The 22,052-nt window shown below is 70.0% G+C and carries 23 protein-coding genes and 1 tRNA gene; 12 read left to right on the forward strand and 12 right to left on the reverse strand.

All coding sequences use genetic code 11. The features are described from left to right. Positions 1 to 75 precede the first annotated feature (75 nt). Positions 76 to 1,890, reverse strand: a complete 1,815-nt coding sequence (locus ACEN8D_RS15660; protein ID WP_413398076.1) for a thiamine pyrophosphate-requiring protein — start codon at positions 1,888 to 1,890, stop codon at positions 76 to 78. A 65-nt stretch (positions 1,891 to 1,955) separates the two neighbouring features. Continuing rightward, positions 1,956 to 3,125, reverse strand: a complete 1,170-nt coding sequence (locus ACEN8D_RS15665) for a Gfo/Idh/MocA family protein (RefSeq protein ID WP_413398075.1) — start codon at positions 3,123 to 3,125, stop codon at positions 1,956 to 1,958. Positions 3,126 to 3,207: 82 nt separating this feature from the next. Here ACEN8D_RS15665 and ACEN8D_RS15670 point away from each other — a divergent pair, with 82 nt between their 5' ends. The 3 genes from ACEN8D_RS15670 to ACEN8D_RS15680 all read left to right on the forward strand — a co-directional run bounded on the left by ACEN8D_RS15670 (position 3,208) and on the right by ACEN8D_RS15680 (position 5,608). Then, a complete protein-coding gene (locus ACEN8D_RS15670) occupies positions 3,208 to 4,632 on the forward strand; it encodes a glucose-6-phosphate dehydrogenase (protein WP_413398074.1) in 1,425 nt (474 codons plus the stop codon). Between the two features lie 27 nt (positions 4,633 to 4,659). Beyond that, on the forward strand, positions 4,660 to 5,445 hold the full coding sequence (locus tag ACEN8D_RS15675) for a dienelactone hydrolase family protein (RefSeq protein WP_413398073.1): 786 nt from the start codon (positions 4,660 to 4,662) through the stop codon (positions 5,443 to 5,445). Between the two features lie 90 nt (positions 5,446 to 5,535). Continuing rightward, positions 5,536 to 5,608 (forward strand) — tRNA-Arg (locus ACEN8D_RS15680). Between the two features lie 83 nt (positions 5,609 to 5,691). Here the strand turns inward: ACEN8D_RS15680 and ACEN8D_RS15685 are convergent. From ACEN8D_RS15685 to ACEN8D_RS15715, 7 genes are all read right to left on the reverse strand, one after another. Beyond that, on the reverse strand, positions 5,692 to 5,952 hold the full coding sequence (locus tag ACEN8D_RS15685; protein WP_413398072.1) for a hypothetical protein: 261 nt from the start codon (positions 5,950 to 5,952) through the stop codon (positions 5,692 to 5,694). A gap of 86 nt (positions 5,953 to 6,038) precedes the next feature. Beyond that, entirely contained in the window at positions 6,039 to 7,133 is a 1,095-nt protein-coding gene (locus ACEN8D_RS15690; RefSeq protein WP_413398071.1) for a hypothetical protein, read from the reverse strand. Positions 7,134 to 7,239: 106 nt separating this feature from the next. Then, positions 7,240 to 8,334 (reverse strand): alkene reductase, encoded by a 1,095-nt coding sequence (locus ACEN8D_RS15695; RefSeq protein WP_413398070.1) that lies wholly within the window; start codon positions 8,332 to 8,334, stop codon positions 7,240 to 7,242. A 52-nt stretch (positions 8,335 to 8,386) separates the two neighbouring features. Further along, entirely contained in the window at positions 8,387 to 8,599 is a 213-nt protein-coding gene (locus ACEN8D_RS15700) for a hypothetical protein (RefSeq protein ID WP_175473687.1), read from the reverse strand. A 63-nt stretch (positions 8,600 to 8,662) separates the two neighbouring features. Further along, positions 8,663 to 9,106, reverse strand: coding sequence for a MarR family winged helix-turn-helix transcriptional regulator (locus ACEN8D_RS15705; protein ID WP_413398069.1), 444 nt, complete (start codon positions 9,104 to 9,106; stop codon positions 8,663 to 8,665). A 316-nt stretch (positions 9,107 to 9,422) separates the two neighbouring features. Continuing rightward, a complete protein-coding gene (locus ACEN8D_RS15710; protein WP_413398068.1) occupies positions 9,423 to 12,059 on the reverse strand; it encodes an MMPL family transporter in 2,637 nt (878 codons plus the stop codon). 73 nt (positions 12,060 to 12,132) lie between these two features. Further along, entirely contained in the window at positions 12,133 to 12,771 is a 639-nt protein-coding gene (locus ACEN8D_RS15715) for a TetR/AcrR family transcriptional regulator (RefSeq protein ID WP_139219791.1), read from the reverse strand. 145 nt (positions 12,772 to 12,916) lie between these two features. Here ACEN8D_RS15715 and ACEN8D_RS15720 point away from each other — a divergent pair, with 145 nt between their 5' ends. From ACEN8D_RS15720 to ACEN8D_RS15730, 3 genes are all read left to right on the forward strand, one after another. Then, the gene (locus ACEN8D_RS15720; RefSeq protein ID WP_413398067.1) at positions 12,917 to 14,398 is read left to right on the forward strand and encodes a mannitol dehydrogenase family protein; all 1,482 of its coding nucleotides are present in this window, start codon (positions 12,917 to 12,919) and stop codon (positions 14,396 to 14,398) included. Between the two features lie 94 nt (positions 14,399 to 14,492). Next, complete coding sequence (locus tag ACEN8D_RS15725) at positions 14,493 to 15,188, forward strand: helix-turn-helix transcriptional regulator (RefSeq protein ID WP_413398066.1); 696 nt, start codon at positions 14,493 to 14,495, stop codon at positions 15,186 to 15,188. A 54-nt stretch (positions 15,189 to 15,242) separates the two neighbouring features. Then, positions 15,243 to 16,052 carry a hypothetical protein gene (locus ACEN8D_RS15730; RefSeq protein WP_413398065.1) on the forward strand — a complete coding sequence of 270 codons (810 nt, stop codon included), beginning with the start codon at positions 15,243 to 15,245 and terminating at the stop codon, positions 16,050 to 16,052. Between the two features lie 27 nt (positions 16,053 to 16,079). Here the strand turns inward: ACEN8D_RS15730 and ACEN8D_RS15735 are convergent, their stop codons facing one another. Beyond that, entirely contained in the window at positions 16,080 to 16,580 is a 501-nt protein-coding gene (locus ACEN8D_RS15735) for a GNAT family N-acetyltransferase (protein WP_413398064.1), read from the reverse strand. A 225-nt stretch (positions 16,581 to 16,805) separates the two neighbouring features. Here ACEN8D_RS15735 and ACEN8D_RS15740 point away from each other — a divergent pair, with 225 nt between their 5' ends. Further along, positions 16,806 to 17,174: a hypothetical protein gene (locus ACEN8D_RS15740; protein WP_309886220.1), complete on the forward strand. Its 369-nt coding sequence runs from the start codon at positions 16,806 to 16,808 to the stop codon at positions 17,172 to 17,174. Positions 17,175 to 17,289: 115 nt separating this feature from the next. Next, complete coding sequence (locus ACEN8D_RS15745) at positions 17,290 to 18,192, forward strand: arginase family protein (protein ID WP_309780244.1); 903 nt, start codon at positions 17,290 to 17,292, stop codon at positions 18,190 to 18,192. Positions 18,193 to 18,391: 199 nt separating this feature from the next. Here ACEN8D_RS15745 and ACEN8D_RS15750 read toward each other — a convergent pair whose 3' ends face one another. After that, positions 18,392 to 18,961, reverse strand: coding sequence for a GNAT family N-acetyltransferase (locus ACEN8D_RS15750; RefSeq protein ID WP_413398063.1), 570 nt, complete (start codon positions 18,959 to 18,961; stop codon positions 18,392 to 18,394). 48 nt (positions 18,962 to 19,009) lie between these two features. Continuing rightward, positions 19,010 to 19,579, reverse strand: coding sequence for a HEAT repeat domain-containing protein (locus ACEN8D_RS15755; protein WP_413398062.1), 570 nt, complete (start codon positions 19,577 to 19,579; stop codon positions 19,010 to 19,012). Positions 19,580 to 19,681: 102 nt separating this feature from the next. Between ACEN8D_RS15755 and ACEN8D_RS15760 the strand changes: the two genes are divergently transcribed. The 4 genes from ACEN8D_RS15760 to ACEN8D_RS15775 all read left to right on the forward strand — a co-directional run bounded on the left by ACEN8D_RS15760 (position 19,682) and on the right by ACEN8D_RS15775 (position 21,802). Further along, the gene (locus ACEN8D_RS15760) at positions 19,682 to 20,101 is read left to right on the forward strand and encodes a helix-turn-helix domain-containing protein (protein ID WP_413398079.1); all 420 of its coding nucleotides are present in this window, start codon (positions 19,682 to 19,684) and stop codon (positions 20,099 to 20,101) included. After that, the gene (locus tag ACEN8D_RS15765) at positions 20,094 to 20,963 is read left to right on the forward strand and encodes an alpha/beta fold hydrolase (protein WP_309886224.1); all 870 of its coding nucleotides are present in this window, start codon (positions 20,094 to 20,096) and stop codon (positions 20,961 to 20,963) included. Before ACEN8D_RS15760 ends, ACEN8D_RS15765 begins: the two co-directional genes overlap by 8 nt. A 50-nt stretch (positions 20,964 to 21,013) precedes the next feature. Then, on the forward strand, positions 21,014 to 21,322 hold the full coding sequence (locus ACEN8D_RS15770) for a hypothetical protein (protein WP_413398061.1): 309 nt from the start codon (positions 21,014 to 21,016) through the stop codon (positions 21,320 to 21,322). Positions 21,323 to 21,427: 105 nt separating this feature from the next. Beyond that, positions 21,428 to 21,802: a hypothetical protein gene (locus tag ACEN8D_RS15775; RefSeq protein ID WP_413398060.1), complete on the forward strand. Its 375-nt coding sequence runs from the start codon at positions 21,428 to 21,430 to the stop codon at positions 21,800 to 21,802. Positions 21,803 to 22,052: the final 250 nt, after the last annotated feature.

Below are 22,052 nucleotides of genomic sequence, written 5' to 3' on the forward strand. Positions count from 1 at the left end.
GAACGCACAGGCGACACGCCAGCTGCCCCCCGGACGCGTCACACGATGTTCACATCGGTGATGCCCAGCGTGCCGTCAGTCCCGGCCGAACACGCCCTTCACCCGTTCGACCGCCTCCGCCGCCATCGCCTTCGCGGAGTCCTTGACGACGTCCAGCTCGACCGGGTCGCCCTTGAGCAGGCTCTTCGCGGTGTTCATCGCGTACTCGGCGGTGATGTGCGGCGGGAGCGGAGGCACGTTCCGGCTCACGTACGCGTCGATGACGGTCACGCCCGGGTTGTCGAACGCCCGCTGGACGGCAGCCTCGACCTCGTCGTCGCGGTGCACCGCGATGCCCGTGAACCCGAGGAGCTCGGCGTACCCCGCGTAGTCCATCGTCTCGACGTCCTGCGACCCCCGCCACATCGGGTTGCCGTCCTCCGTGCGCATCTCCCACGAGACCTGACCGAGGTCGTCGTTGTGCATGATCACGATGACGAGCTGCTGGTTCGGCCACTGGGCCATGTACTTCTTCACGGTGATGAGCTCGTTCATACCGAGCATCTGGAAGGCCCCGTCACCGATGGTGCACACGGCGGGCTTGTCCGGGAAGGCGAACTTGGCCGTCACCGCGTAGGGCATCGCGGCGAGCATGGTCGCGAGCCGGCCGGACATGTCGCCGTGCATGCCGCGACGCAGGCGGATGTGGTGCCCGTACCAGTCGGCGGTCGTCCCGGCGTCGCAGGTCACCGTGACGCCCTCGGGCAGGTGGTCGTTCACCGCGCGGATGACGCGTCGGGGGTTCACCCCGTCGTCGTAGGCGACCTCGGCCTGGCGGGCCATCTCCGCCTCCCACTCGCGCATCTCGTCGGCGAGCCGCTCCTGCCAGCTGCGGTCCGACGTCTGCTCGAGGAGGGGCAGGACTGCCTCGAGCGTCGCACCGACGTCGCCCCAGAGGTTGAGCTCGGTCGGGTACCGCAGGCCGAGCTGCTCGGGCTTGATGTCCACCTGCACACCGCGTGCCTGGCCGGACTCCGGCAGGTACTCGCCGTAGGGGTAGTTCGTCCCGAGGAGCACGATCGTGTCGCACTCCTTGATCTGCGTGAGGCTCGGTCGCGACCCGAGGAGCCCGACCTGCTGCGTGTGGTAGGGCACGTCCGACGGGACGACGTCCTTGCCGCGGAGCGCCGTGATGATGCCGGCACCGGTCTTCTCCGCCGCGGCGAGGACCTGGTCCGTCGCACCGCGGGCACCGGCCCCGACGAGGAAGGTGATCTTCTCGCCGGCGTTGAGGATCTCGGCGAAGCGCCGGACGTCCTCGGCGGGTGGGGTGATCCGGGTCGACGCGGGGACGTCGCTCGAGCGGGAGACCCAGTGCTCGACGCCCGGCTCCTCGTACGCCATCGCCTGCACGTCATGCGGGAGGACGACCACGGCCGGCTGCTTGCGGAGCATCGCCGTCCGGAACGCGGTGTCGACGACGACCCCGACGGCGTCCGGCGTCGTCACGGTCTCGACGTAGCACGCGACGTCGGCGAACACCCGCTCGAGGTTCGACTCCTGCTGCGTGAACGTCCCGATCGAGGCCAGTCCCTGCTGACCGACGATCGCGACCACCGGCTGGTTGTCCATCTGTGCGTCGTACAGCCCGTTGAGCATGTGGAACGCGCCCGGGCTCGACGTCGCGACGCAGACCCCGACCTCGCCGGTGAACTTCGCGTGCGCGGTCGCCATGAGGGCGGCGATCTCCTCGTGCGTCGGACGGACGTACCCGAGTGCTCGTTCGCCGCCGTCCGCCTTGCCGAGGGCACCGTCGAAGGCGCCGATCCCGTCGCCTGGGTAGCCGAAGACGCGGGAGACCCCCCATGCCTTGATGCGGTCGATGACGAAGTCGCTCACGGTCGTGCTCATGCGCCCACCGTGCTCGGCGGTTCCTGTACGCGCTCAGCGACGAGGGGGACGCGCGTTCGTGCCCGTCAGCCGATCTCCTGCCACGTGCCGCCGGCTGCGCTGCCGACCACGGCGTCGATGATGTGCGCCGACCGGGCGCCGTCCACGAACGTCGGCAGACCCTCGGGCCACCCGTCCGGGTCGGGTCCGCTCCGGACCGCGTCGTAGGTGTCGGCGACGAACGCGGCGAACGCGTCGAGGTAGCCCTGCGGGTGCCCCGACGGCACCACGGCCAGGCGCCGCTGGTCCGGCACGCCGAGCGACGGGTCTCGGACGACGATCTGCGCGCCGCGTTCGTTCCCGAACCAGGCCGACTCCGGCTGCTCCTGGTCGAAGGCGGCGGACCCACGGGTGCCGTCGACCTCGAACCACAGCCGGTTCTTCCGTCCCGAGGCCACCTGCGAGATGACCACGTTGCCGATGCGGCCGGTGTCGGTCCGGAAGGTAGCGACCGCGGTGTCCTCGGTGGTGACCTCGGCGCGCTGCGAGGCGTCGGCCACCGGGTCGGGGTCGGGGGAGCCGGAGAACGACGGACCGGACGCCGCCGGACGCGTCGGGTAGACGATGTCGGTCGCGGCCGAGACCGAGGCGAAGCGCTCACCCGTGACGAACTCGACCAGGTCGCACCAGTGCGAGCCGATGTCGGCGAACGCCCGCGAGAGGCCCCCAGAGCCCGCGTCGACCCGCCACGACGAGGCGTCCTCGTCGAGCATCCAGTCCTGCAGGTAGTGGCCGTGGACGGCGAGCACGCGCCCCAGGTCGCCGTCGGCCATGCGTCCGCGGATCTCCCGGATGATCGGGTGGTACCGGTACACGAACGGCACGGTGGCCACGACGCCGGCCAGCCGTGCGGCCTCGACCAGCTCGTCGGCCTCGGCGGCGTCGATGGCGAGCGGCTTCTCGCACACGACGCTGATCCCGGCGCGGATGACCGCGAGGGCCTGCGGGTGGTGCTGGTCGTTCGGCGTGCAGACGTGCACGACGTCGGGAGCGTCCGCGATCACCTCGTCGAGCGAGGCGTACCCGCGGGGGAGGTCGAGCTGGGCGGCGACCTGCTCGGAACGGGACGGACTCCGACCGAGCACCCCGAGGACCTCGGCCCCGGCCGCGCGGGCGGCTCGCGCGTGGACGCCGGCGATCATGCCGGTGCCGACCACAGCGACGCGCAGGCGTCGCCCTCCGTACCCACTGCTCATGGTGCTCCCTCGCGCCGGACTGGACCCCACCGTACCGACGTCTCCCGGCCACACGCCGGAACGCGTGAGTACGTTCTGGGGCATGTCGAGCCTCCAGACCTCCCTGCTCATCCTCGGTGCCAGCGGCGACCTGTCCAAGCGACTCCTCCTGCCGGGCCTGGCCACCCTCCTCGAGGTGAAGGACGACTGGGACGTCCAGCTCGTCGGAGCCGGCGTGGAGGACATCTCGGACGCCGACTGGAAGGCGCAGGTCCGCGAGTCCTTCGAGAACGCGCAGGCGTCGAAGAACGAGGAGGACGAGGGGGCTGCCGACGGCGGTGAGCGCCTCAGCAAGCGGCTCCTCGGTGTCATCGACGCCTCGACCTACCGCAAGGCCGACGTCACCGACGCCGACGACCTCCGGACCCTGCTCGGCGACTGCCGGTACGACCCCGCGATCTACTTCGCCCTGCCGCCCGCCGTCACCGAGAAGAGCTGCGAGGTGCTCAAGGACCTGGACCTGCCGTCCGGGACGCGCCTGGCGCTGGAGAAGCCGTTCGGCACCGACGCCGAGAGTGCCGAGCACCTCAACGACGTGCTGCACTCGTTCCTCCCCGAGGAGCGCATCCACCGGGTCGACCACTTCCTCGGCCGGTCCACCGTGCTGAACCTGCTCGGCCTCCGCTTCGCGAACCGCATCATCGAGCCGCTGCTGTCGTCCGCACACGTCGCCCGCGTCGACATCGTCTACGACGAGACGCTCGGACTCGAGGGGCGTGCGCGCTACTACGACAAGGCGGGCGCGCTCGTCGACATGATCCAGAGCCACCTGCTCCAGGTGATGGCCGTGGTCGCGATGGAGGCGCCGGCGTCGATCGACGCGGACGACCTGCGCACCCAGAAGGAGCTCGTGCTCCGTGCCGTCCGGCCGTGGGGTGGCGACGTCGTCGCGGCGGGCAAGCGCGCCCGGTACACCGCGGGCACGATCGGCGACCGCTCGCTGCCGTCGTACACCGACGAGGACGGCGTGGACCCGTCCCTCGGGACCGAGACGCTCGCACAGCTCACCCTCGAGATCGCGAACTGGCGCTGGGCCGGGGTGCCCTTCACGCTGCGGTCCGGCAAGGCCCTCGCCGAGCAGCGCCGCGAGATCGTGATCACCTTCAAGGACTCGCCGCACGTGCCGGTCGGCCTGCACGGTGCGGAACTGCCCGATCGGCTCCGGATCTGGATCGCACCGGACGAGATGCAGCTCGAGCTCAACGTCAACGGCGCCGGCGACCCGTACACGATCGACCACACGAGCCTGGACGTCACGTTCAACCCCGGACGCCTCAGTGCTTACGGCGAGGTGCTCGCCGGGGTGCTCGAGGGCGACGCCACCCTGTCCGTCCGCGGGGACAGCGCCGTGCAGGGCTGGAAGGTCGTCGAGCCGTTCCTGCAGGCCTGGCGCAGCGGGAAGGCCCCGCTCGACGAGTACCCGGCAGGCTCCGAGGGACCCCGTTCCTGGGACAACATCGACTGCTGACGGACCCCACGGCGTAGGTTCCGACGCGTGACCACGATCGACGACGTCCTGCAGACCGTTCCCGAACCCGCCGGAGCCGACGTGCGCGTCGACCCCGTCCGCTACGACCACGAGGGCACCCCGCTGCTCGGCGTGCTGGCGAAGGACGCGGCGATCGCCGGTCGTCGCCCGGCCGTGCTCGTCGTCCACGACTGGCACGGCGTCAACGAGCACGTCGAGGCGCGCGTCACGATGCTCGCCCGCCTCGGGTACGTGGCCTTCGGTGCCGACGTCTACGGCGAGGGCGTCCGCCCGGGCGACGACACCGCCGCCCAGGTCGCCGGGTCGTTCTACCAGGACCTCGCGCTCATGCGGGCCCGCGTCCGCGCCGGCCTCGACCGCCTGCTCGAGGACCCCGACGTCGACCCGGCCCGGGTCGTCGTGATGGGCTACTGCTTCGGTGGATCCGCCGCGCTCGAACTCGCGCGCACCGGGGCCGACCTCGTCGGCGCAGTCTCGTTCCACGGCGGGCTGCTCACGCACGACCCCTCCGACGCGGCCGACGTCCGGGCGAAGCTGCTCGTCCTGACCGGCGCCGCGGACCCGGTCGTGCCGGACGAGAAGGTCCACGCGTGGCAGGACGAGATGCGGGTGGCGCCGACCGTCGACTGGCAGGTCGTGACCTACGCGGGCGCGATGCACGCCTTCGCGGTCCCCGGCACCGACGCACCGGACCACGGCGCCCAGTACCAGGCACGTGCCGACCGTCGGTCGTGGCGGGCGCTCGAGGTGTTCCTCGCCGAGGTCTTCGACGAGGAGCTCGCCGCGCTCTGAGGGCCGACACGCCGAGGGTGGGCTCGGGGTGGCCTCGATTGGCGTTCGGGGCCGCAGCTGTTGTAGAGTCTTCCACGGCCGCAAGGCCACGCGCTCGTAGCTCAATGGATAGAGCATCTGACTACGGATCAGAAGGTTGGGGGTTCGAGTCCCTTCGAGCGCACTGCACCACCGAACCGATCGAAGGCCCCGCCGCACTGCGACGGGGCCTTCGTCGTTCCTGGCCGGGCCCGGGGCGGAGCCGCGTCAGCGCAGGCGCGCCGCCTGCTGCCGGTCCTTCTCGTGCTCCCGCACCACCGCGCTCACCGCGAGCCACAGGAGCAGCGACACGAACCACCAGAAGCTCACCACGGCAGCAGCGCCGGCGAGCGACGCCGCGAGCGGCACGAGCTCGACCGAGTCCGGTCCCTTGCCGAAGATGACGATCGCCGAGACCCAGAGCCCGATCGCCGCCAGCAGGGAGATGATCCACACGACCAAGAGACCGTCGCGCCACCCGTTGTCCACGGGACCACCGTACCGGAGCGTTCGCACAGGAACGCCGCGGACGCCGCGGACACCGGACGCCGGACGCCGGACACCGACCCGCCCGGTCAGGACAGGTTGATCGCCACGATCAGCGCGACGAACCCGAGCGACACCGTCCCGACGATGAGCACCGTCCCGGCACCCCAGGTCGTCCGGAGCCGCCGTCCGGGCTTCGCGACCTCCCGCACCCGCACGACCGGGCCGTCATCGGCGGCGACAACTGCCTCCGAGCGTTCGTCCCGCCACCGCGCCCAGCGCTCGACCCGGTCGTCGAGGGCGTCGACCGCCGCCGCGAGGGCCTCCCACCGCTCGGGTCGGTCCGTGATCAGGTCGCGGGCGCTGATCAGGTACATCCAGTCGTCCACGATCTCGACGTCGAGCCCCCGCAGGTGGTCGACGAGCCGCGCCATCACGTCCGGCGTGAACAGGTACAGCGCGTCTCGTTCGTACCCGGCGGGGCAGTACAGACGGAAGTAGCGGTCGAAGTCGCCCTCCAACGACAGCACCTGCGAGCCACGAACGACCGACGAGGTGTGCAGCGGGCGTCGAGGGCCCTCCTCGGACCGCAGCAGGATGTTCGGCAACGCCACCGGCAGACGCATCGCGCAGTACCCGCCGAACGCCGGCGAGGTGTTCGTCATGGTCGACCGGACGAGCTCGTGGTTCGCGAACTCCAGGCCTCGGGGCCCGGGGGTCCGGAGCACCCGGTAGCAGTGCAGCGCGCCACGTCGACCGAGCGGGACGTCACGACGGGTCCCGGTCGGCCCCGGGCTGTAGGTCATGCCGTTGGCTGCCGCGAACCGGGCGAGGCGGTGGTGCACCCGCTTCTGCGGGCGCCGGCGCCGCACCCGGATCCACGCCCAGGTGCAGAGGACCCCGGCCAGGCCGAGGAAGGCGCCGATCACGCTCTGCACGAGGACCGCGGTCGCCACGTCCTCGCCGCCCTCGGCGACGGTGGCGGTGATGACGAGGGTGAACGCGAGCAGGCCGATCGGCAGGCAGAGTGCTCCGGCGCCGAGGACGATCCGTCGGACGAGTCCGACCAGGTCGCGCGCCTCGGGGTGCTCGGCGACGAGGGCCTTCCAGGTCCGTCGCGCGTCGCGGCGGCGGACCGGCTCGGTGAGCGCGGTGGTGTCGATCGGTGTACGCAGTGCCTGCACGGTTCCCCCCGGTTCGTGACCTCACGACCCTACCGGGTGGGCGGACGGACGGGAGGCGCGGTGCCAGCTGGCACCGCGCCTCCCGTCCGTGACCCGGTCGCGTCGACTACGCGACCTGCGCGCGCACCTCGGCCAGCGTCGGGTAGTCGGTGTAGCCCTCTGCGCCGTTGCCGTAGAACAGCTCCGGGCGCGGCTCGTTCAACTCGGTGTCCTGCTCCCAGCGGTACGCGAGGTCCGGGTTCGCGATCGCAGCGCGACCGACGCCCACGGCGTCCGCGTGGCCCTGCGTGACGAGGGCGATGGCCTCGTCACGGGTGGTCAGCGCGCTGAAGCCGGAGTTGGCGATGAACGGGGCGCCCGCGGTCCGGCGGATGTGCTGCACGAGGTCGCCGGTCGGCTCGGCGTGCAGGATGTCGACGAAGGCGAGTCCGAGCGGCGCGAGGCCCTCGGCGACGGCGGTGTAGACCGCGTGGACGTCCGCCGGGTCGCTCTCGAGGACACCCTGGATGCCGTGCTCGGGGGAGAGGCGGATGCCGGTGCGGTCGGCGCCGATGGCCTCGGCGACGGCCGTGGTGACCTCGATCGCGAAGCGGGCGCGGTTCTCTGACGAACCGCCGTACTCGTCGGTGCGCGTGTTCGACGCTGCCGACATGAACTCGTGCACGAGGTAGCCGTTCGCCCCGTGCACCTCGACGCCGTCGAGTCCGGCGGCGATCGCGTTGCGGGCGGCGCGGACGAAGCCCTGGACGGCCTCGCGCACCTCGTCGGTGGTCAGGGCGTGGGGGACGGGCATGTCCGCCTTCGAGCCGTCGGGGAGGTGGGTCTGCCCAGGAGCGGCGATCGCGGACGGGGCGACGATGCGCGGCGTGCCGGAGATGGCGGTGTGGGACACCCGGCCACCGTGCATGAGCTGCATCACGATTCGACCGCCCTCGGCGTGCACGGCGTCGGCGACGCGGCGCCACCCGGCGATCTGCTCGTCGGTCTCGATGCCGGGCTGCCCGGGGTAGGAGCGGCCCTCCTGCACGGGCCAGGTGCCCTCGGTGACGATGAGCCCGAGGCCGGCGCGCTGGGCGTAGTGCTCGACGAGCAGGTCGTTCGGGATGCCGTGCTCACCGGCGCGCGTGCGGGTGAGGGGCGCCATCACGATGCGGTTCGACAGGGGGAGTGCGCCGAAGTCGGCGGGTTCGAAGAGCTTCACGTCTGGGGGGAACGACGTGTTGCCGGATGCAATTCCCCGTTCCGGCGGATCGTCAGGCTCGGGGGCACACCAACGTCGAGGAGCGCACCTGCCCCTCGGGACGGATCACCTGGTGCTGCGAGAGGGGCTGCCCGCAGATCGGGCAGCCCCGGTCGATCGTGCGGTCGTCGATGCCCTCGGGGTGGCCGGCGCCGATCTGCGACGGGCCCATCTTGGCGATGAGCGTGCTGTTCCACCGTTCGTACCACTGTCCGAAGCGACCCACGGTCCGTCCTTTCGTTCGTACACGAACCATTGTGCCACGAACGGCTTCGCAGCACACGGCCGATCACACGGCGTCGACGCGTTCGAGCAGTTCGGTGAGCTCGTCCTTCAGCGCTTCGAGGCGTTCCAGCGGCCAGCCGAGGCGGTCGGCGACGGCGATCGGGACCGCCTGGGCCTGTTCGCGCAGGGAGCGCCCGGCGACGGTGAGGGAGACCTCGAGCTGGCGTTCGTCCGTGGTGCTCCGGGTGCGGCGGACGTAGCCGGAAGCCTCGAGGCGCTTGAGCAGCGGGCTGAGGGTGGCAGAGTCGAGCCGGAGTTCGCGGGCGATCTCGCGGACGGAGCGCGGGTCCTGCTCCCAGAGGGCCAGCATGACGAGGTACTGCGGGTGCGTCAGGCCCATGGGTTCGAGCAGGTCGCGGTAGAGCCCGATGACGCTCCGGCTCGTCGCCGCGAGCGCGAAGCAGAGCTGTCGGTCGAGGGCGAGCGGGTCGACGTCGGTCTCGGTCATCCGCCCACCCTACCGTTCGTGTACGAACGAGCGGGCGGGGTCTGCGCGCGGTGCTCGGTCGAGCGGTTGCGGGCGCGGGGTTGCGACATTGTCGCGGTCGTACGACATCGGCGATGTCGCTGGAGCGCGCGTGCAACGGTTGCGGGCGCGGGGCTGCGACACCGTCGCTGTCGTACGACGTCGGCGATGTCGTTCCGAGTCGGCAGCGGGACCTGGGCAGCGGGACCTGGGCAGCGGGCAAGCCGGCCGCGACGCACGGGAGGCGCGGGCCGACCCGTGTGGGTCGACCCGCGCCTCCTGGGTGGTCGCGTCGTGCCTACGCGCGGTGCGCCGGCGGGTGCCCCGACTCGTGCGCGTTCGCGTCCGGCTCCACGGGGAGCGCGTGCCACCCGGTGTGGGTGCTCTCGTGCCCACCGGCCGGGTGCGACCGCTCGAGCTTGGCGCCCTCGACGTCGACGTCCGGCACGATCCGGTCGAGCCACTTCGGGAACCACCACGCGCTCTCGCCGAGCAGGTGCATCGCGGCCGGGATGAGCAGCATCCGGACGACGAACGCGTCGACCAGCACACCGAACGCCAGGCCGAAGCCGATCGGCTTGATGGTGGAGGAGTCCGAGAAGATGAAGCCCGCGAACACCGAGATCATGATGATCGCGGCCGCCGTGACCACTGCGCGACCGGCGTGCAGGCCTCGCTGGACCGCGACCTTCGCCGAGGCTCCGTGGGCGTACGCCTCGCGCATGCCCGACACCAGGAAGAGCTGGTAGTCCATCGCGAGCCCGAACAGGATGCCGATCTCGATGATGGGCAGGAAGCTCAGGATCGGTGCGGGGTCGTGCACCCCGAACACGCTGCCGAGCCAGCCCCACTGGTAGATCGCGGTCAGGCCACCGAACGACGCCAGGACGGACAGGATGAAGCCGGCCGTCGCGGTGATCGGCACGAGGAACGACCGGAACACGATGATGAGGATGATCAGCGACAGGCCGACGACCACCACGAGGTAGAGCGGCAGCACGTTCGAGAGCTTCTCGGACACGTCGATGTTGGCGGACGCGTTGCCGGCGACCCCGAGCGTGACCTTCCCGTCGTCGGTGGAGACGGTCTGCTCGCGGAGGTCCTTCACGAGGGTCTCGGTCGAGACGCTGTCCGGGCCACCGGCGGGCTTCACCTGGAACGCGATGATGTCGCGGTCCTTCGAGGCGCCGATCGGGAGAACGGCCTTGACGTCGTCGTTCTTCGCGATCGCTTCACCGATGGTGACCTCGGTCGCGGTGACGTCGTCCTCGCTGACCGAGTCCGGCAGGGTGGCGACCACGAGGAGTGGCCCGTTCTGGCCGGCACCGAACTCGTCGTCGAGGGCCTTGTACGCCTTGTACTGGCTGGACTCCACGGACTCGGACGCGCCCGTCGGCAGGCCGAGGCGCATCTGCGTGGCGGGGAGGGCGATGGTGCCGAGCACCGCGACGCCGGCGACGAGCGTGATGACCGCGCGCCAGGTCGACATCGGCTTGTTCGGGACGCGCGTCGAGTCGGTGTTGCCGATCTTCGCGCGCTCCTTCTTCCGGAGGATCCGCATCCCGATGAGCGACAGCAGCGCCGGGGTGAAGGACGTCGCGATGAGGATCGCGAAGAACACCGCGACGGCACCGACCGTGCCCATCAGTCCGAGGAACGGGATGCCCGTGATGTTCAGGGCGAGCAGCGCGACGATGACGGTCGCGCCGGCGAAGACCACGGCGTTGCCGGAGGTGCCGTTCGCGAGCCCGATGGACTCGTGCACGCCCATGCCCTGCTTCAGCTGGGTCCGGTGTCGGTTGAGGATGAAGAGCGAGTAGTCGATGCCGACCGCCAGGCCCAGCATCACCCCCAGCACCGGCGTGACCGAGATGAACTCGACGAGGCTCGAGAACGACAGGGCCGCGAGGGACGCGACGCCGACGCCGAGCACGGCGGAGACGAGCGGGACGGCGGCGCCGATGATCGTGCGGAGCATGAGGAACAGCACGATCGCGGCGATGATCACGCCGCCGATCTCACCGGGGCCGAGGATCGACGGGACGCCCTGGGCGATGTCGTTCGAGACGTACACGTCGACGCCGCTGATGTCGGCCGCCTCGGCGTCGTCCGCGATCTGGGTCTTCGTGTCGGCCGGGACCTCGTAGGTCGACTTCGTGAACTGCACGGTGCCGATGACGGCGCTGCCGTTCGACGACACGAAGCGGATGTCCTTCGACAGGTCCAGCAGCTTGGAGCCCTGCTCGAGCTCCTGCTCGCTGTCGTCGAGCTTCTTCGTGTTGTCGTCGATCTTCTGCTGTGCGGCCTCGATCTGCTGCTCGCCCGAGGTGATCTGCTGCTGCTGCGCGTCGATCTGGGCCTGCGCCTGGGCGAGCTGGGTCTGGGCGGCCGCCGCCGCGGCACCTCCCGCTGCCTCGGCCTGGGCCTTCTGCGCGTTCAGCTGGGCCTGCGCGCTGGCGATCTGCTCCTTGCCGGACGCCAACTGCAGCTTCTGCGCGTCGAGCTCCTCCTGACCGCTCTCGATCTGCGCACGGCCGTCGGTGATCTGCTCGCGGCCGTCGACGATCTTCTGCCGCTGGTCGTCGAGCTGCTGCTGGGTGTCGAACCCGCTCGTGGCGCCCTTGACGCCGTCGAGCTTCTCGACCTTCTGCAGGAAGTCGGCGACGTCGGACTTCTGGGCGTCGCTGAAGGCCTTGCCGTTCGTCGTCTCGAAGACGATCGTGCCGGTGCCGCCGTTCGCGGACGGGAACTTGTCGGCGAGCTCGTCCTGCACCTGGCTCGTCTTGGTGTTCGGGATCGTGATCGACGACGAGATGGTGCCGGCGAAGAGCGAGTACGTGACACCCGCGATGCCCATGATCACCACCCACGCGATGATCACGAGCCAGTGGCGTCGTGCGGAGAACCGTCCGAGACGGTAGAGGAGACCGGCCATGCGGTTGCCCCGATCCTTTCGTTGTCAGCTGCTGTGGAGCGGGGTGCGCCGGTGGACCCCTGGGAGGGAAGTGTCAGTCGTCGGCCATGTAGCCGCTGCGGACGCTGTGCACGAGTCGTGCGAGCAGGGCGTCCCAGTCGTCGAGCGCGTCCTGGTCGAGGCGGGGTCCGGTCGTCGTGAGCCAGTGCTCGGCGATCACGACGATCCCGCTCATCAGGGACTCGACGAGGAGTGCGGCGTCGAGGGCGTCGGCGGCCGGGTGGCGTCGGGCGACCTCGTCACGGAGCCGTTCGGTGACCCGTGCGAAGGCGGTCTGGGTGAGCACCGCGGCCTTGGGGTCGTCCTTGCCGGGGTCGCCGAGGATCCGGTACATCCCGGCGATCGCGGGCGCCAGGTCGGCACCGCGGGCGGCGGACTCGAGCTCGTCGAACATCGACGACCGGCTGCCGTCGCCGACCGGGGTCTTCGCCATGTCGGCGAGGAAGCGGTCGATGATGACCGAGAGCTCCTGCTCGCAGACGGCCAGCAGGACCTCGTCGAGGGACCCGAAGTGGTTGAACACCGTCCGGCGGGCGATGTCGGCCCGTGAGGCGAGGTCCTCGACGCTGAACCCGCGGCCCCCGCGCTCCTCGACGAGGTCGCGGGCGGCCTGCAGGATCGCCGCACGGTGCTTCGCCTTGAGGGCAGCACGGCGGTCGATCGACAGGGTCACGGCCACGACACTAGGTGCATCGATGCACTCGGTGCAACGACGTGGAGAGCATCTTCAGGTACGTACCCCGGCGGGAACCGTGGTTCTGAACAGATGTGCACGTGGTTGACTGGGCGAGCACGTCCGCCGTACGAAGGAGTACCCGATGCCCGTCCGTCTGTCCCCGCAGCACCTCGACGAGATCGCCGCGAGCGGTGTCGCCGTCCCGACCTACGACCGCGACGGGATCACCGCCGGCATCGTGCACTTCGGCGTCGGCGGCTTCCACCGGGCGCACCAGGCGATGGTGATCGACCGGCTGCTCCAGCAGGGCGAGGCCCGCGAGTACGGCATCTGCGGCGTCGGCGTGCTCGAGCAGGACCGTCGGATGGCCACGGCGATGGCCGAGCAGGGCGGGCTGTACACGCTCGTCCTCAAGCACGCCGACGGCACCCGCGAGTCCCGCGTGATCGGCAGCATCGTCGACTACCTGCTCGCCGTCGACGACCCCGACGCCGTCGTCGAGAAGATGGCGCACCCGGACACCCGGATCGTCAGCCTGACCATCACCGAGGGTGGCTACAACTTCGACCACGTCACCGGCGAGTTCGTCGCCGACGAGCCGGGCGTCGCGGCCGACCTGCGCGGCGACGGCCCGCCGCACACCGTGTTCGGACTCGTCGTCGAGGCCCTGCGGCGCCGGCGGGACCGCGGGCTGGAGCCCTTCACCGTGATGTCCTGCGACAACATCCAGGGGAACGGGCACGTCGCCCGCGAGATGTTCACCGCCTACGCCCGGCTGCAGGACCCGGCGTTCGCCGACTGGATGGACGAGCACGTCTCGTTCCCGAACTCGATGGTCGACCGGATCACCCCGGTCACCGCCGACGAGGACCGCGCCTGGGTCCGTGACGAGCTCGGCATCGAGGATGCCTGGCCCGTCGTCGCCGAACCGTTCTTCCAGTGGGTGCTCGAGGACGACCACCCCGCGGGCCGCCCGCCGTACGAGCAGGCCGACGTCCAGATCGTCGACGACGTCGAGCCGTACGAGCTCATGAAGTTGCGGCTGTTGAACGCGAGCCACCAGGGCCTGTGCTACTTCGGGTACCTCTCCGGGTACCGCTACGCGCACGAGGCCACGCAGGACCCGGCGATCGCGACCTTCCTGCGCCGGTACATGGACGAGGAGGGCACGCCGACCCTGCACCCGGTGCCCGGCATCGACCTCGAGGACTACAAGTCCACACTCATCGAGCGCTTCCAGAACCCCGAGGTCCGCGACACCCTCGCCCGGCTCTGCGCCGAGTCGAGCGACCGCATCCCGAAGTGGCTGCTGCCGGTGGTGCGCGAGAACCTCGCCGCCGACCGACCCGTCACCCTGTCCGCGGGCATCGTGGCCTCGTGGGCGCGCTACGACGAGGGCACCGACGAGTCCGGCGAGCCGATCCAGATCGTCGACCGGCTGGCCGAGCCGCTGCACCGCATCGCGCTCACGCAGCGGGACGACCGGCTCGCCTTCATCCGGAACCGCCAGGTCTTCGGGGACCTCCTGGACGACGACCGGTTCGTCACGGCCTACCGCGACGCCCTCGACGGGCTGATCGCGGACGGTGCCCACGCGACGGTGACGCGCCTGTCGCGTTCCTGAGACGCGACCGGAGACGGTCCAGGAGGCGCGGTGCCAGGCCGCACCGCGCCTCCTGGCCCGTCCCGTGGTGCGTCCAGGGCGCTAGGGTCGCGTCGTGAACCGGACCGATCGCCTGTACGCGCTCGTCGAGGAGCTGCGCGCGGCGGCACCCGGCCGACGGAGCGCTCGTCGCCTGGCCGAGCACTTCCGGGTGAGTGTCCGCACCGTCGAACGGGACCTGCGCGCGCTGCAGGAGGCCGGCCTCCCGATCTGGTCCGAGCCCGGACGCACCGGCGGGTACACCATCGACGCTCGCGCGACGCTCCCGCCCCTCGGGCTCACGGTGGACGAGGCGCTCGCCGTGGCGATCGGCCTCGGGACCCTCGGCGCGAGCCCCTTCCGCGACGCCGCCAGGAGCGCGGCGCGCAAGGTCACCGCGGTGCTCGCCGAGGACGACGCCCGACGGACGGCCCGACTCGCGGCACGGGTGCTCCTGCTCGAGGCGGGGGACCTGGCCCCGGCACCCGTCGCTCTCGCGGGGGCGCTCACCGGCGGACGCGTGGTGCGGATGCGGTACCGGGACGCGACCGCCACCGAGACCGACCGCACGGTCGAGCCGCTCGGGTACGTCGGCAAGGGGGAGGACTGGTACCTCGTCGCCTGGTGCCGGCTGCGCGACGGGGTCCGGGCGTTCCGCGGCGACCGGGTGCTGGCCGTCGAGGAGACGGACGAGGTCGCGCCGCCGCGGGTCGTCCAGACCGATGAGCTCGACATCCCGCACGGGGTGCTCCGACCCGTCCTCGGGGACTGACGGACCGATCCGCGGAAACGGTGAGCGGGCCGACTCCGGTGCCATGCTGACGGGGTGATCTTGCTGACCGAAGCCGGATGCGGTGCGTGGATCGTCGAGCGCGCCGGCCGCTGGGCGACCGTCGGAGGTGTCGCTGGCACGGGCTTCGAGGCGTACGCGAGGCTGCTGCACCCGGTGGATGCAGACCGGACCGATCCGGACACGGTGGATGAGTGGGGTGATCCCGTCGATGTTGAGCACGCGCGTTGGCGGTGGGCTGAGGTCGCGCGTCGCAATGGCCGGGTGATGCATCCCCTGGTGCAGTGGTGGCGCATCACTGACGAAGAGCAGACCAGGAGCTGGGCGGACGGGTGGAGTGTCGGCCAGTCCGATGACGGGTGGTTCGACCCGGAGGATCTCGCGGTCCTGACGACGCACCTGCGCGCCGCGACGTCGACCCCGGATGACCTGGTCGTCGGATCGTGGGAAGGCACAGGCAACCCGCCATGGGCAGAGGGGGGTCGAAACGCTCTCGCGCGCGACCGCATGCAGTTGCACTGGCCGGGCCGTGACATGTGGTTGTTCGGTTCGAGCCTGGGCGAGCTTGCGGAGCCGACGTGGGCACACCGCACCGTGCCTGGGTGGGAATGCAGTCGCTCCAACCAGGAGGGGCCGTACACGTCGATGATCTGGCCAGAGGATCGCGCCTGGGTCGTCGCGTCGGAGGAAGACTGGGACTCGACCATCGTCGCTGGCTCCCGCGCACTCGTCGACAGCATCCTCGCGGACGACCGCTTCGAGGCCTTCGAGGTGCACCACGATGACGACCTGAGCTGGGACGGCGATCTCATCAATCCCCGCCGGCACCCGACACCAGGGTCCTGAGGCGGCCAGGCGCCCGGAGAGGATCGGTCATCTGACAGCGAATCGGGCCCAGGTGTCGGCAGGAAGATGGGGCTGGCCCGGGACGGCGCGGTGCTCGAACGTGCACGTCGGGTCGCTCTCGGTCGCGACCGTGCGCCAGAACTTCGCTGCTACTTCGTTGCGGTCCTGGTGGGCCACGGCCCATCTTCCCGGGTGCGCCGCGGTCAGTTCCCTCACGGCGGCGCGTCCGATGCGAGAGCGTCGTGCTCCGTGCGCGATGAAGAAGCTGCTGATGACGTGCTCCTCTGCGTCCAGCCCGCGGAGGACCGCGAGTCCGACCGGGTGCGGTCCGAGGTGGAAGACGTGTGCCGACCAGCCCGGCTCCACAAGGCCGGCGTCGAGTCGTTCTTGGCGGAAGCGGCCGCGCTCGTCGGGGAGCATGCCGGTGAACGCGGACATCTCGTGCCGGAACATGGTCCAGAGCTGTTCGAGCTGAGAGCGGTGTCGTTCGTCGGCGGTGGTGATGGTCAGGGGCGTTGGGGTGCTCATACAAGAAAACCTCCGCCGTGGTCGGCGGAGGTTTCGTTGCTGACAGTCTATCGCCCCGTCCGGCTCCCGATCGGCCATCGGACGGTGTGGTCCGTCTTCGATTCTGCCCTCGTCAGCGTGGGTGCCGCGTGTGAACATTCTGTTGTGGGGAACGACGGCACGGGGCGGGACGGACGCTGGGCAGTCCCGCTGCGCCGTGTCTTCCCTTGGTGGTAGCTAGCCGGCGTGGTGGCGACGATGGGAATCCTGATCCTGCTCAACCCTGAGGGCAGCCAGGCCGCGATCGCCGTGTGGGGGCCAACGATCGGTGTCGCCATCCGGGATCGAGAGCAAGCCGCACGAGTACGTCTGGATCAGGGTCTCCCGGTAGACCGAGCATCGTTGCTGTCTCCGCCGTGGCTCGAACCGGTCTCCGCTGCATTGCTCGCCGGATTCGCGGTCGGTCTTGGTCTCCTGCTCGACGCACTGCTCGGACATCGGACGTTCGTCACGGTGTGGGTCGGTCTCAGCTTCCTGATCAGCAGTTCCCTCGGGTTCCTGCTGCTGTTCATCGTTCTTCGCGCGCTGCGTCGACGGGGACGGGCATCCGCCTGATGCCCCGATCCGTCTCCCTCAACGATCGCCAATCGGACGCCTCTTGCCGCGGTGTGCCGTCGTATCCACTTAGCTTCGGGAGGAGGCGCGGAGCCGTTCTGTCAGACTCGGTTGGGTGATCGCGCTTGTCTCGGCCCCGACCAACCTCGGCCTGCGGCCACCCGAGCCCGGTGCGGTCCCCGGCGCGGCGAAAGCACCTGAGGCGCTCCGAGAAGCCGGGCTCTTCCGCTGGTTCACCGAGCGGGGAGCCATCGACGCCGGCGTCGTCCTCCCTGGCCGGTACGTCGACGACGACGCGACCCGCAGTCCGGGTGTCGTGCGGAACGAGGGCGCGATGGTCGATCACGCGCGGCGGCTCGCGGACCGTGTCGAAGCGGTCCTGGCCACCGGGGCGGCGCCGTTGGTCATCGGTGGAGACTGCAGCGTGCTCCTCGGGGCCGGCCTGGCGATGAAGCGACGTGGCGGTGTCGGGCTGGTGCACGTGGACGGACACACCGACTTCCGGCACCCGGGCAACAGCGACGGGTGCGCGAGCGTCGCGGGGGAGGACCTGGCCGCCGCTGTCGGGCTCCACTGGCCAGCCGTGTCCGACATCGACGGCGCCGGCCCGTACTTCGAGCCCGCACGGACTGCACACGTCGGCTGCCGTGACGACGACGCCGAACTCGCGGAGGTCCGCACCGTGGTCGGTGCGGTGGTCCCGACCTCGGAGTGGCGCGGTCGCGGCACCGCTGCCGTCGTCGATGCCCTGCGGACGACAGCGGGTGCTGCCGGCTACTGGTTGCAGGTCGACGTCGACGTGCTCGACCCGTCGGTGATGCCCGCGGTCGACAGTCCGGACCCTGGTGGTTGCACGCCGGAGGAGCTGATCGAGCTGCTCCGTGGCCTTGCACCGCGCGCCGTCGGCGCCTCGGTCACGGTCTACGACCCGGACCTCGATCCCAATGGCACGTACGCCCGCCTCTTGACGGAGATTCTCACGGTCAGCCTTGGTGACCTCGGAAGCGAGCTGCGGTAGCAACGTCCGGTAGCAGATCGGCAGCCGGACGCTCGGCACGAAGCGAGTCCCGCGGATGAACATGCTGGCACGGGGCCGGGGTGCTCCTCTTGGCGTTCGGTTGGCCTGGAGCTGCGGCTGCTGTCGTGGTTCTACCCGGGGCCGTTCGGTCAAGGACGTTGACGGCGTTCTTGGGCGGAGGATCTGCGCCTGCGGTTGTTTACCTTGTCGAAGGCAGTGCTCGCCGGCCGTGCTCCTCGTGCAGCATCGCCCAGGTGTCGATGCTCGTCCATTCACCCTTGAACCAAGCCGCATCCACAGCGCGGCCCTCGTGCCGCAGGCCGAGCCGCCTGAAGAGTTGCGCCGCGGCGATGTTGCGCGCATCCGTCATCGCGATGATCCGGTGAGCCTCCTGCAAGCGGAACAGATCGTCGATGAGCTGACGGAGTGACTCCTGGCCCGCTCCGATACCTTGCCACTCGGGTGCCAGTGTCACGCCGAGTTCGTACGTGTCTGGCTGATCCGCGACGGCGTGCACGGCGGCGTCGCCGACGAGTGATGTGGTATCTCGGTGGTGGACTGCGATCTGGAGCCAGTCGCCCGAGCCTGGGAGCAGCTTCGTCGGCTGGTCGGCGATGAGCGCGTCGGTGTCGGCGTCGGACCAGCCCGGTGTCCACGACTGGAACCGTGCCACGTTGGGGTCGCGGCGGTAGGCCGTGAAGGCCGTTCGGTCAGCCCGGCTGAGCACGCTGAGGGTGAATCGTTCCGTGAGGATGGGGAACTCGAGCACGGCAGGAACGCTACCGGGACCTTCGGCGCGGCCGTCCAAAACGCCACCTCAGCCCTTCGCGTTCCGGGTGTTCCCCTTCGCGACCTCGCGGCGCGCTGCCTCCACCGCGAGCTGGCCGCCGGCAGCCGGATTCGTGAGGAGCCTGAGGGTCGCGGCGGCATGTGGCTCCTCCGCGCGTGACTCGAGCAGGGGCGTGATGACGTCTGCTCCGAGCGCGACGAGCGCCTGGCTCAGACTGAGCTGGACGGCGCGGTCTCCACGCCCGAGCTGACTGATAAGCAGCTCACCCAACGCTGGGGCTCCGCCGACCGGCACGGTGGCGACGGCGGCACGCCACGCGGCGCGCGCGACCTCGTCATCGGGGTCGGTGATGGATGCGACCACCACCTGGTGGGTGGACGTGTCGGCGATCTTCGAGAGCGTGTGCAACGCCTGACTCCGCGCCTGCGGGGTGCCGTGTTCGACCTCATCGAGGAGGCGCGGCAGCACGGCGCGTGCGGGGAGGCGTGTGAGCGCCCACGTGAGCATGTCGCGGACGAAGAAGTCGGGCTCGACCGCGCACCGGACGATGAGGGCGTCGAGGTCGACCGGGTCTGCTGCCGTGCCGATAGCGAGCACGGCTTGCAGTCGAACGGAGGGCGATGCGGCGTCGAGGCCGCGCTGTCGTAGGTCAGTATGTGCGTTCATGGTTGTTTGTGTCAGTATAGGGCCGTGAGCGAGATGCTGAGTGTCGAAGATGTGGCGGAACGTCTGAAGCTCCGCCCGCGGACCATCCGTGACTACATCCGGACGGGGCGGTTGCAGGCGACGCGGATCGGTAAGCAGTACCGGATCCGGGTCGAGGACCTCCAACTGATCGGCAGGCAGGGGTCGTCCGCCGCTGCACCGTCGACGAGTCAGCCGGGCGGTGAAGCCGAGGTCTCGGCGACGGTGGTGGTTCGCATCGAGGCCGCAGACAGCCGGCAGGAGGAACGGGTGTTCACGTTGTTGAACGTCGTGGGCGGGACCTCGGGGGTCGCGTTGCAGGTCGCACGCATACCGAAGGATGGTGCGCTCCAGGTCGTGGCGACAGGAGAGCTCGCCGGTGCGCTGGACGTCCTGACGTTCATCAGCAATGCGATGGAGGCAACCCGTGACTGAGGATCGCCGGTTCCGCAGCGCTGACGGTGCCGCCGAACTCACGCGGATGTACGACGCCCTCGTCGACGAGCACTTGCCCCACGTCGGCCGGCAAACGATCGCGACCACGATTGGGCCTGTTGCCGTGCTCAGTGCCGGTCCGAGTGACGGCCACCCCGTCGTTCTGCTGCACGGTTCCGGAGCAACAGCACTCTCCTGGGCGCCCACGATCCGACGCCTGTCCGACGAGTACCGCGTCCACGCCGTCAACCTCCCCGGGGAGCCTGGCCCGAGCACAGCAACCCGTGTCCCGTTCCGGGCAGCAGAACAGGCGGACTGGTCCGCCCAGGTCGTCCGCGCGGTGGCCGATCGTCCCGCTGCCGTCGTGGGAGTCTCGATCGGCGGATGGATCGCGACCGCGCTCGCAGCACGCAACCCTGAGCTGGTGGCTCATCTCGTGCTCCAATCCGCGAGCGGGCTCGGACCCCGTCGGGTGCTTCCGCTCGTCCTCGCCGGCGCCCTGACGGTGCTCGGCGAACGGGGGCGTCGATCTGCGCTTTCGTACCTCACCGGTCCCCACGCCGCTCCGTCGGAGCGCACGCCGATGAACCGAGACCTCGATGCCTTCTCGCTCCGGACGTTCGAGCACTTCAGGCCCCGCACCGACCCGCTCCCTGAGCACGACAGCGCTGACCTGCAGCAGATCCGCGCACGGGTCAGCGCTGCCTACGGGGAACTCGACAGGATGCTCGATGCTCGAGCTGCTGCCGACCGGATCCGAAACCTCTTCCCGGCGGCCGTCGTCGAGCTCCGAACCGGTGCCGGCCACCTGATCGGTGACCAGGCCGCGTTGACACACGAGCAACTCGCGGCATCCGGTTAGCGATCGGCTAACGAGATGGATGTCGACCAACGCGCTTGTAGCCTTGTGACGTGCGAGACGCTCTGTTCCCGTTCCTGAGTGCGGCCGTCCTCGTGCTCACCGCCGCAGGAATTGTGTGGCGCGCTCGGAACAAGCGATGGGTTCGGGACGCGCAACTCGGCCTCAATGCTCAACCTCGCCTGAGCCTGATCCTGCCCGTCTTTCTGGTGTTGTTCGCAGTGGTCACCGTCATCCTCGGAATCGGATCTCTCGAAGCCGGTTTCGGGTACGGATGGGGCTATTTCCCTCTCGCTCTCGACGCGCTCCTCATCGTTGGTTTCATCGTGTGGATCTCACGTCGTCCGGTCCCCGTGGACTGACCCAGTGCACGTCTGACGCCGCCGCCGTCAGGTAGCCGATCCGTCTTCGGACGCCATCTGGTCGATAGGGTTACAGCAATGCGCGCGTAGACGAAGGGACCGCCGTTGACAGACCGCATCCGACGCGCGTCGCTCAGCAACGGCGCCGCCGACTGGAACCTCGTCCTCATCTGGGTCGTCATCGTCGTCGGTCTGCTGGCCGCCATCTTCTGCGTCGGGTTCATCCTCGACCAGGCCATGACCTCGTACGCCATCTGCGGGCCACGCGATGACGGCTGCAACGGTGGAGACGTCGGGTGGTACAGCAGCATGGGGCTCACCCTCTTCGGAGGGTTTGCAGCAGTCATCACCTGCGGAGCCATCGGCATCCGCAGCCACACCCGCAGGAGCGGCGTCCTGTACCCGGTCGCCGGCCTCGGCGGTCTCCTCGTGCTCACCGCGGTCAGCTACGTCCTTCTCAAAGCCCTCACCGGTACGTAGTCGGCGGGCGCCGTACGGCACGACCCGGCAGACCGCACCATCGCGCTCTTCATCGCGCTGTCTCGTTAGCCGATCGGCTATCGAGGCTGGTTACTGAGGCCAGAACGTGTACGGGTTGCATCGTCGGCCGGCTCTCATCGGGTCGTTCGAAAGCGGGACACGAGGGAAGCGATTACACAGAGCACGCCGATGACCACGAGCGGAACTCCGAACACGGCGTGACCCGAGCCGTTAGCGACGAGTTGCGCTA

The organism is Curtobacterium sp. Curtsp22 (assembly GCF_059492135.1).

What these genes read in the sequence shown, in the direction of transcription:
- ACEN8D_RS15760 (WP_413398079.1), top strand. Translation starts at nt 19,682, where the DNA reads ATGCTGAGTGTCGAAGATGTGGCGGAACGTCTGAAGCTCCGCCCGCGG.
- ACEN8D_RS15710 (WP_413398068.1), bottom strand. Translation starts at nt 12,059, where the DNA reads ATGGCCGGTCTCCTCTACCGTCTCGGACGGTTCTCCGCACGACGCCAC.
- ACEN8D_RS15735 (WP_413398064.1), bottom strand. Translation starts at nt 16,580, where the DNA reads ATGAGCACCCCAACGCCCCTGACCATCACCACCGCCGACGAACGACAC.
- ACEN8D_RS15705 (WP_413398069.1), bottom strand. Translation starts at nt 9,106, where the DNA reads ATGACCGAGACCGACGTCGACCCGCTCGCCCTCGACCGACAGCTCTGC.
- ACEN8D_RS15670 (WP_413398074.1), top strand. Translation starts at nt 3,208, where the DNA reads ATGTCGAGCCTCCAGACCTCCCTGCTCATCCTCGGTGCCAGCGGCGAC.
- ACEN8D_RS15660 (WP_413398076.1), bottom strand. Translation starts at nt 1,890, where the DNA reads ATGAGCACGACCGTGAGCGACTTCGTCATCGACCGCATCAAGGCATGG.
- ACEN8D_RS15665 (WP_413398075.1), bottom strand. Translation starts at nt 3,125, where the DNA reads ATGAGCAGTGGGTACGGAGGGCGACGCCTGCGCGTCGCTGTGGTCGGC.
- ACEN8D_RS15720 (WP_413398067.1), top strand. Translation starts at nt 12,917, where the DNA reads ATGCCCGTCCGTCTGTCCCCGCAGCACCTCGACGAGATCGCCGCGAGC.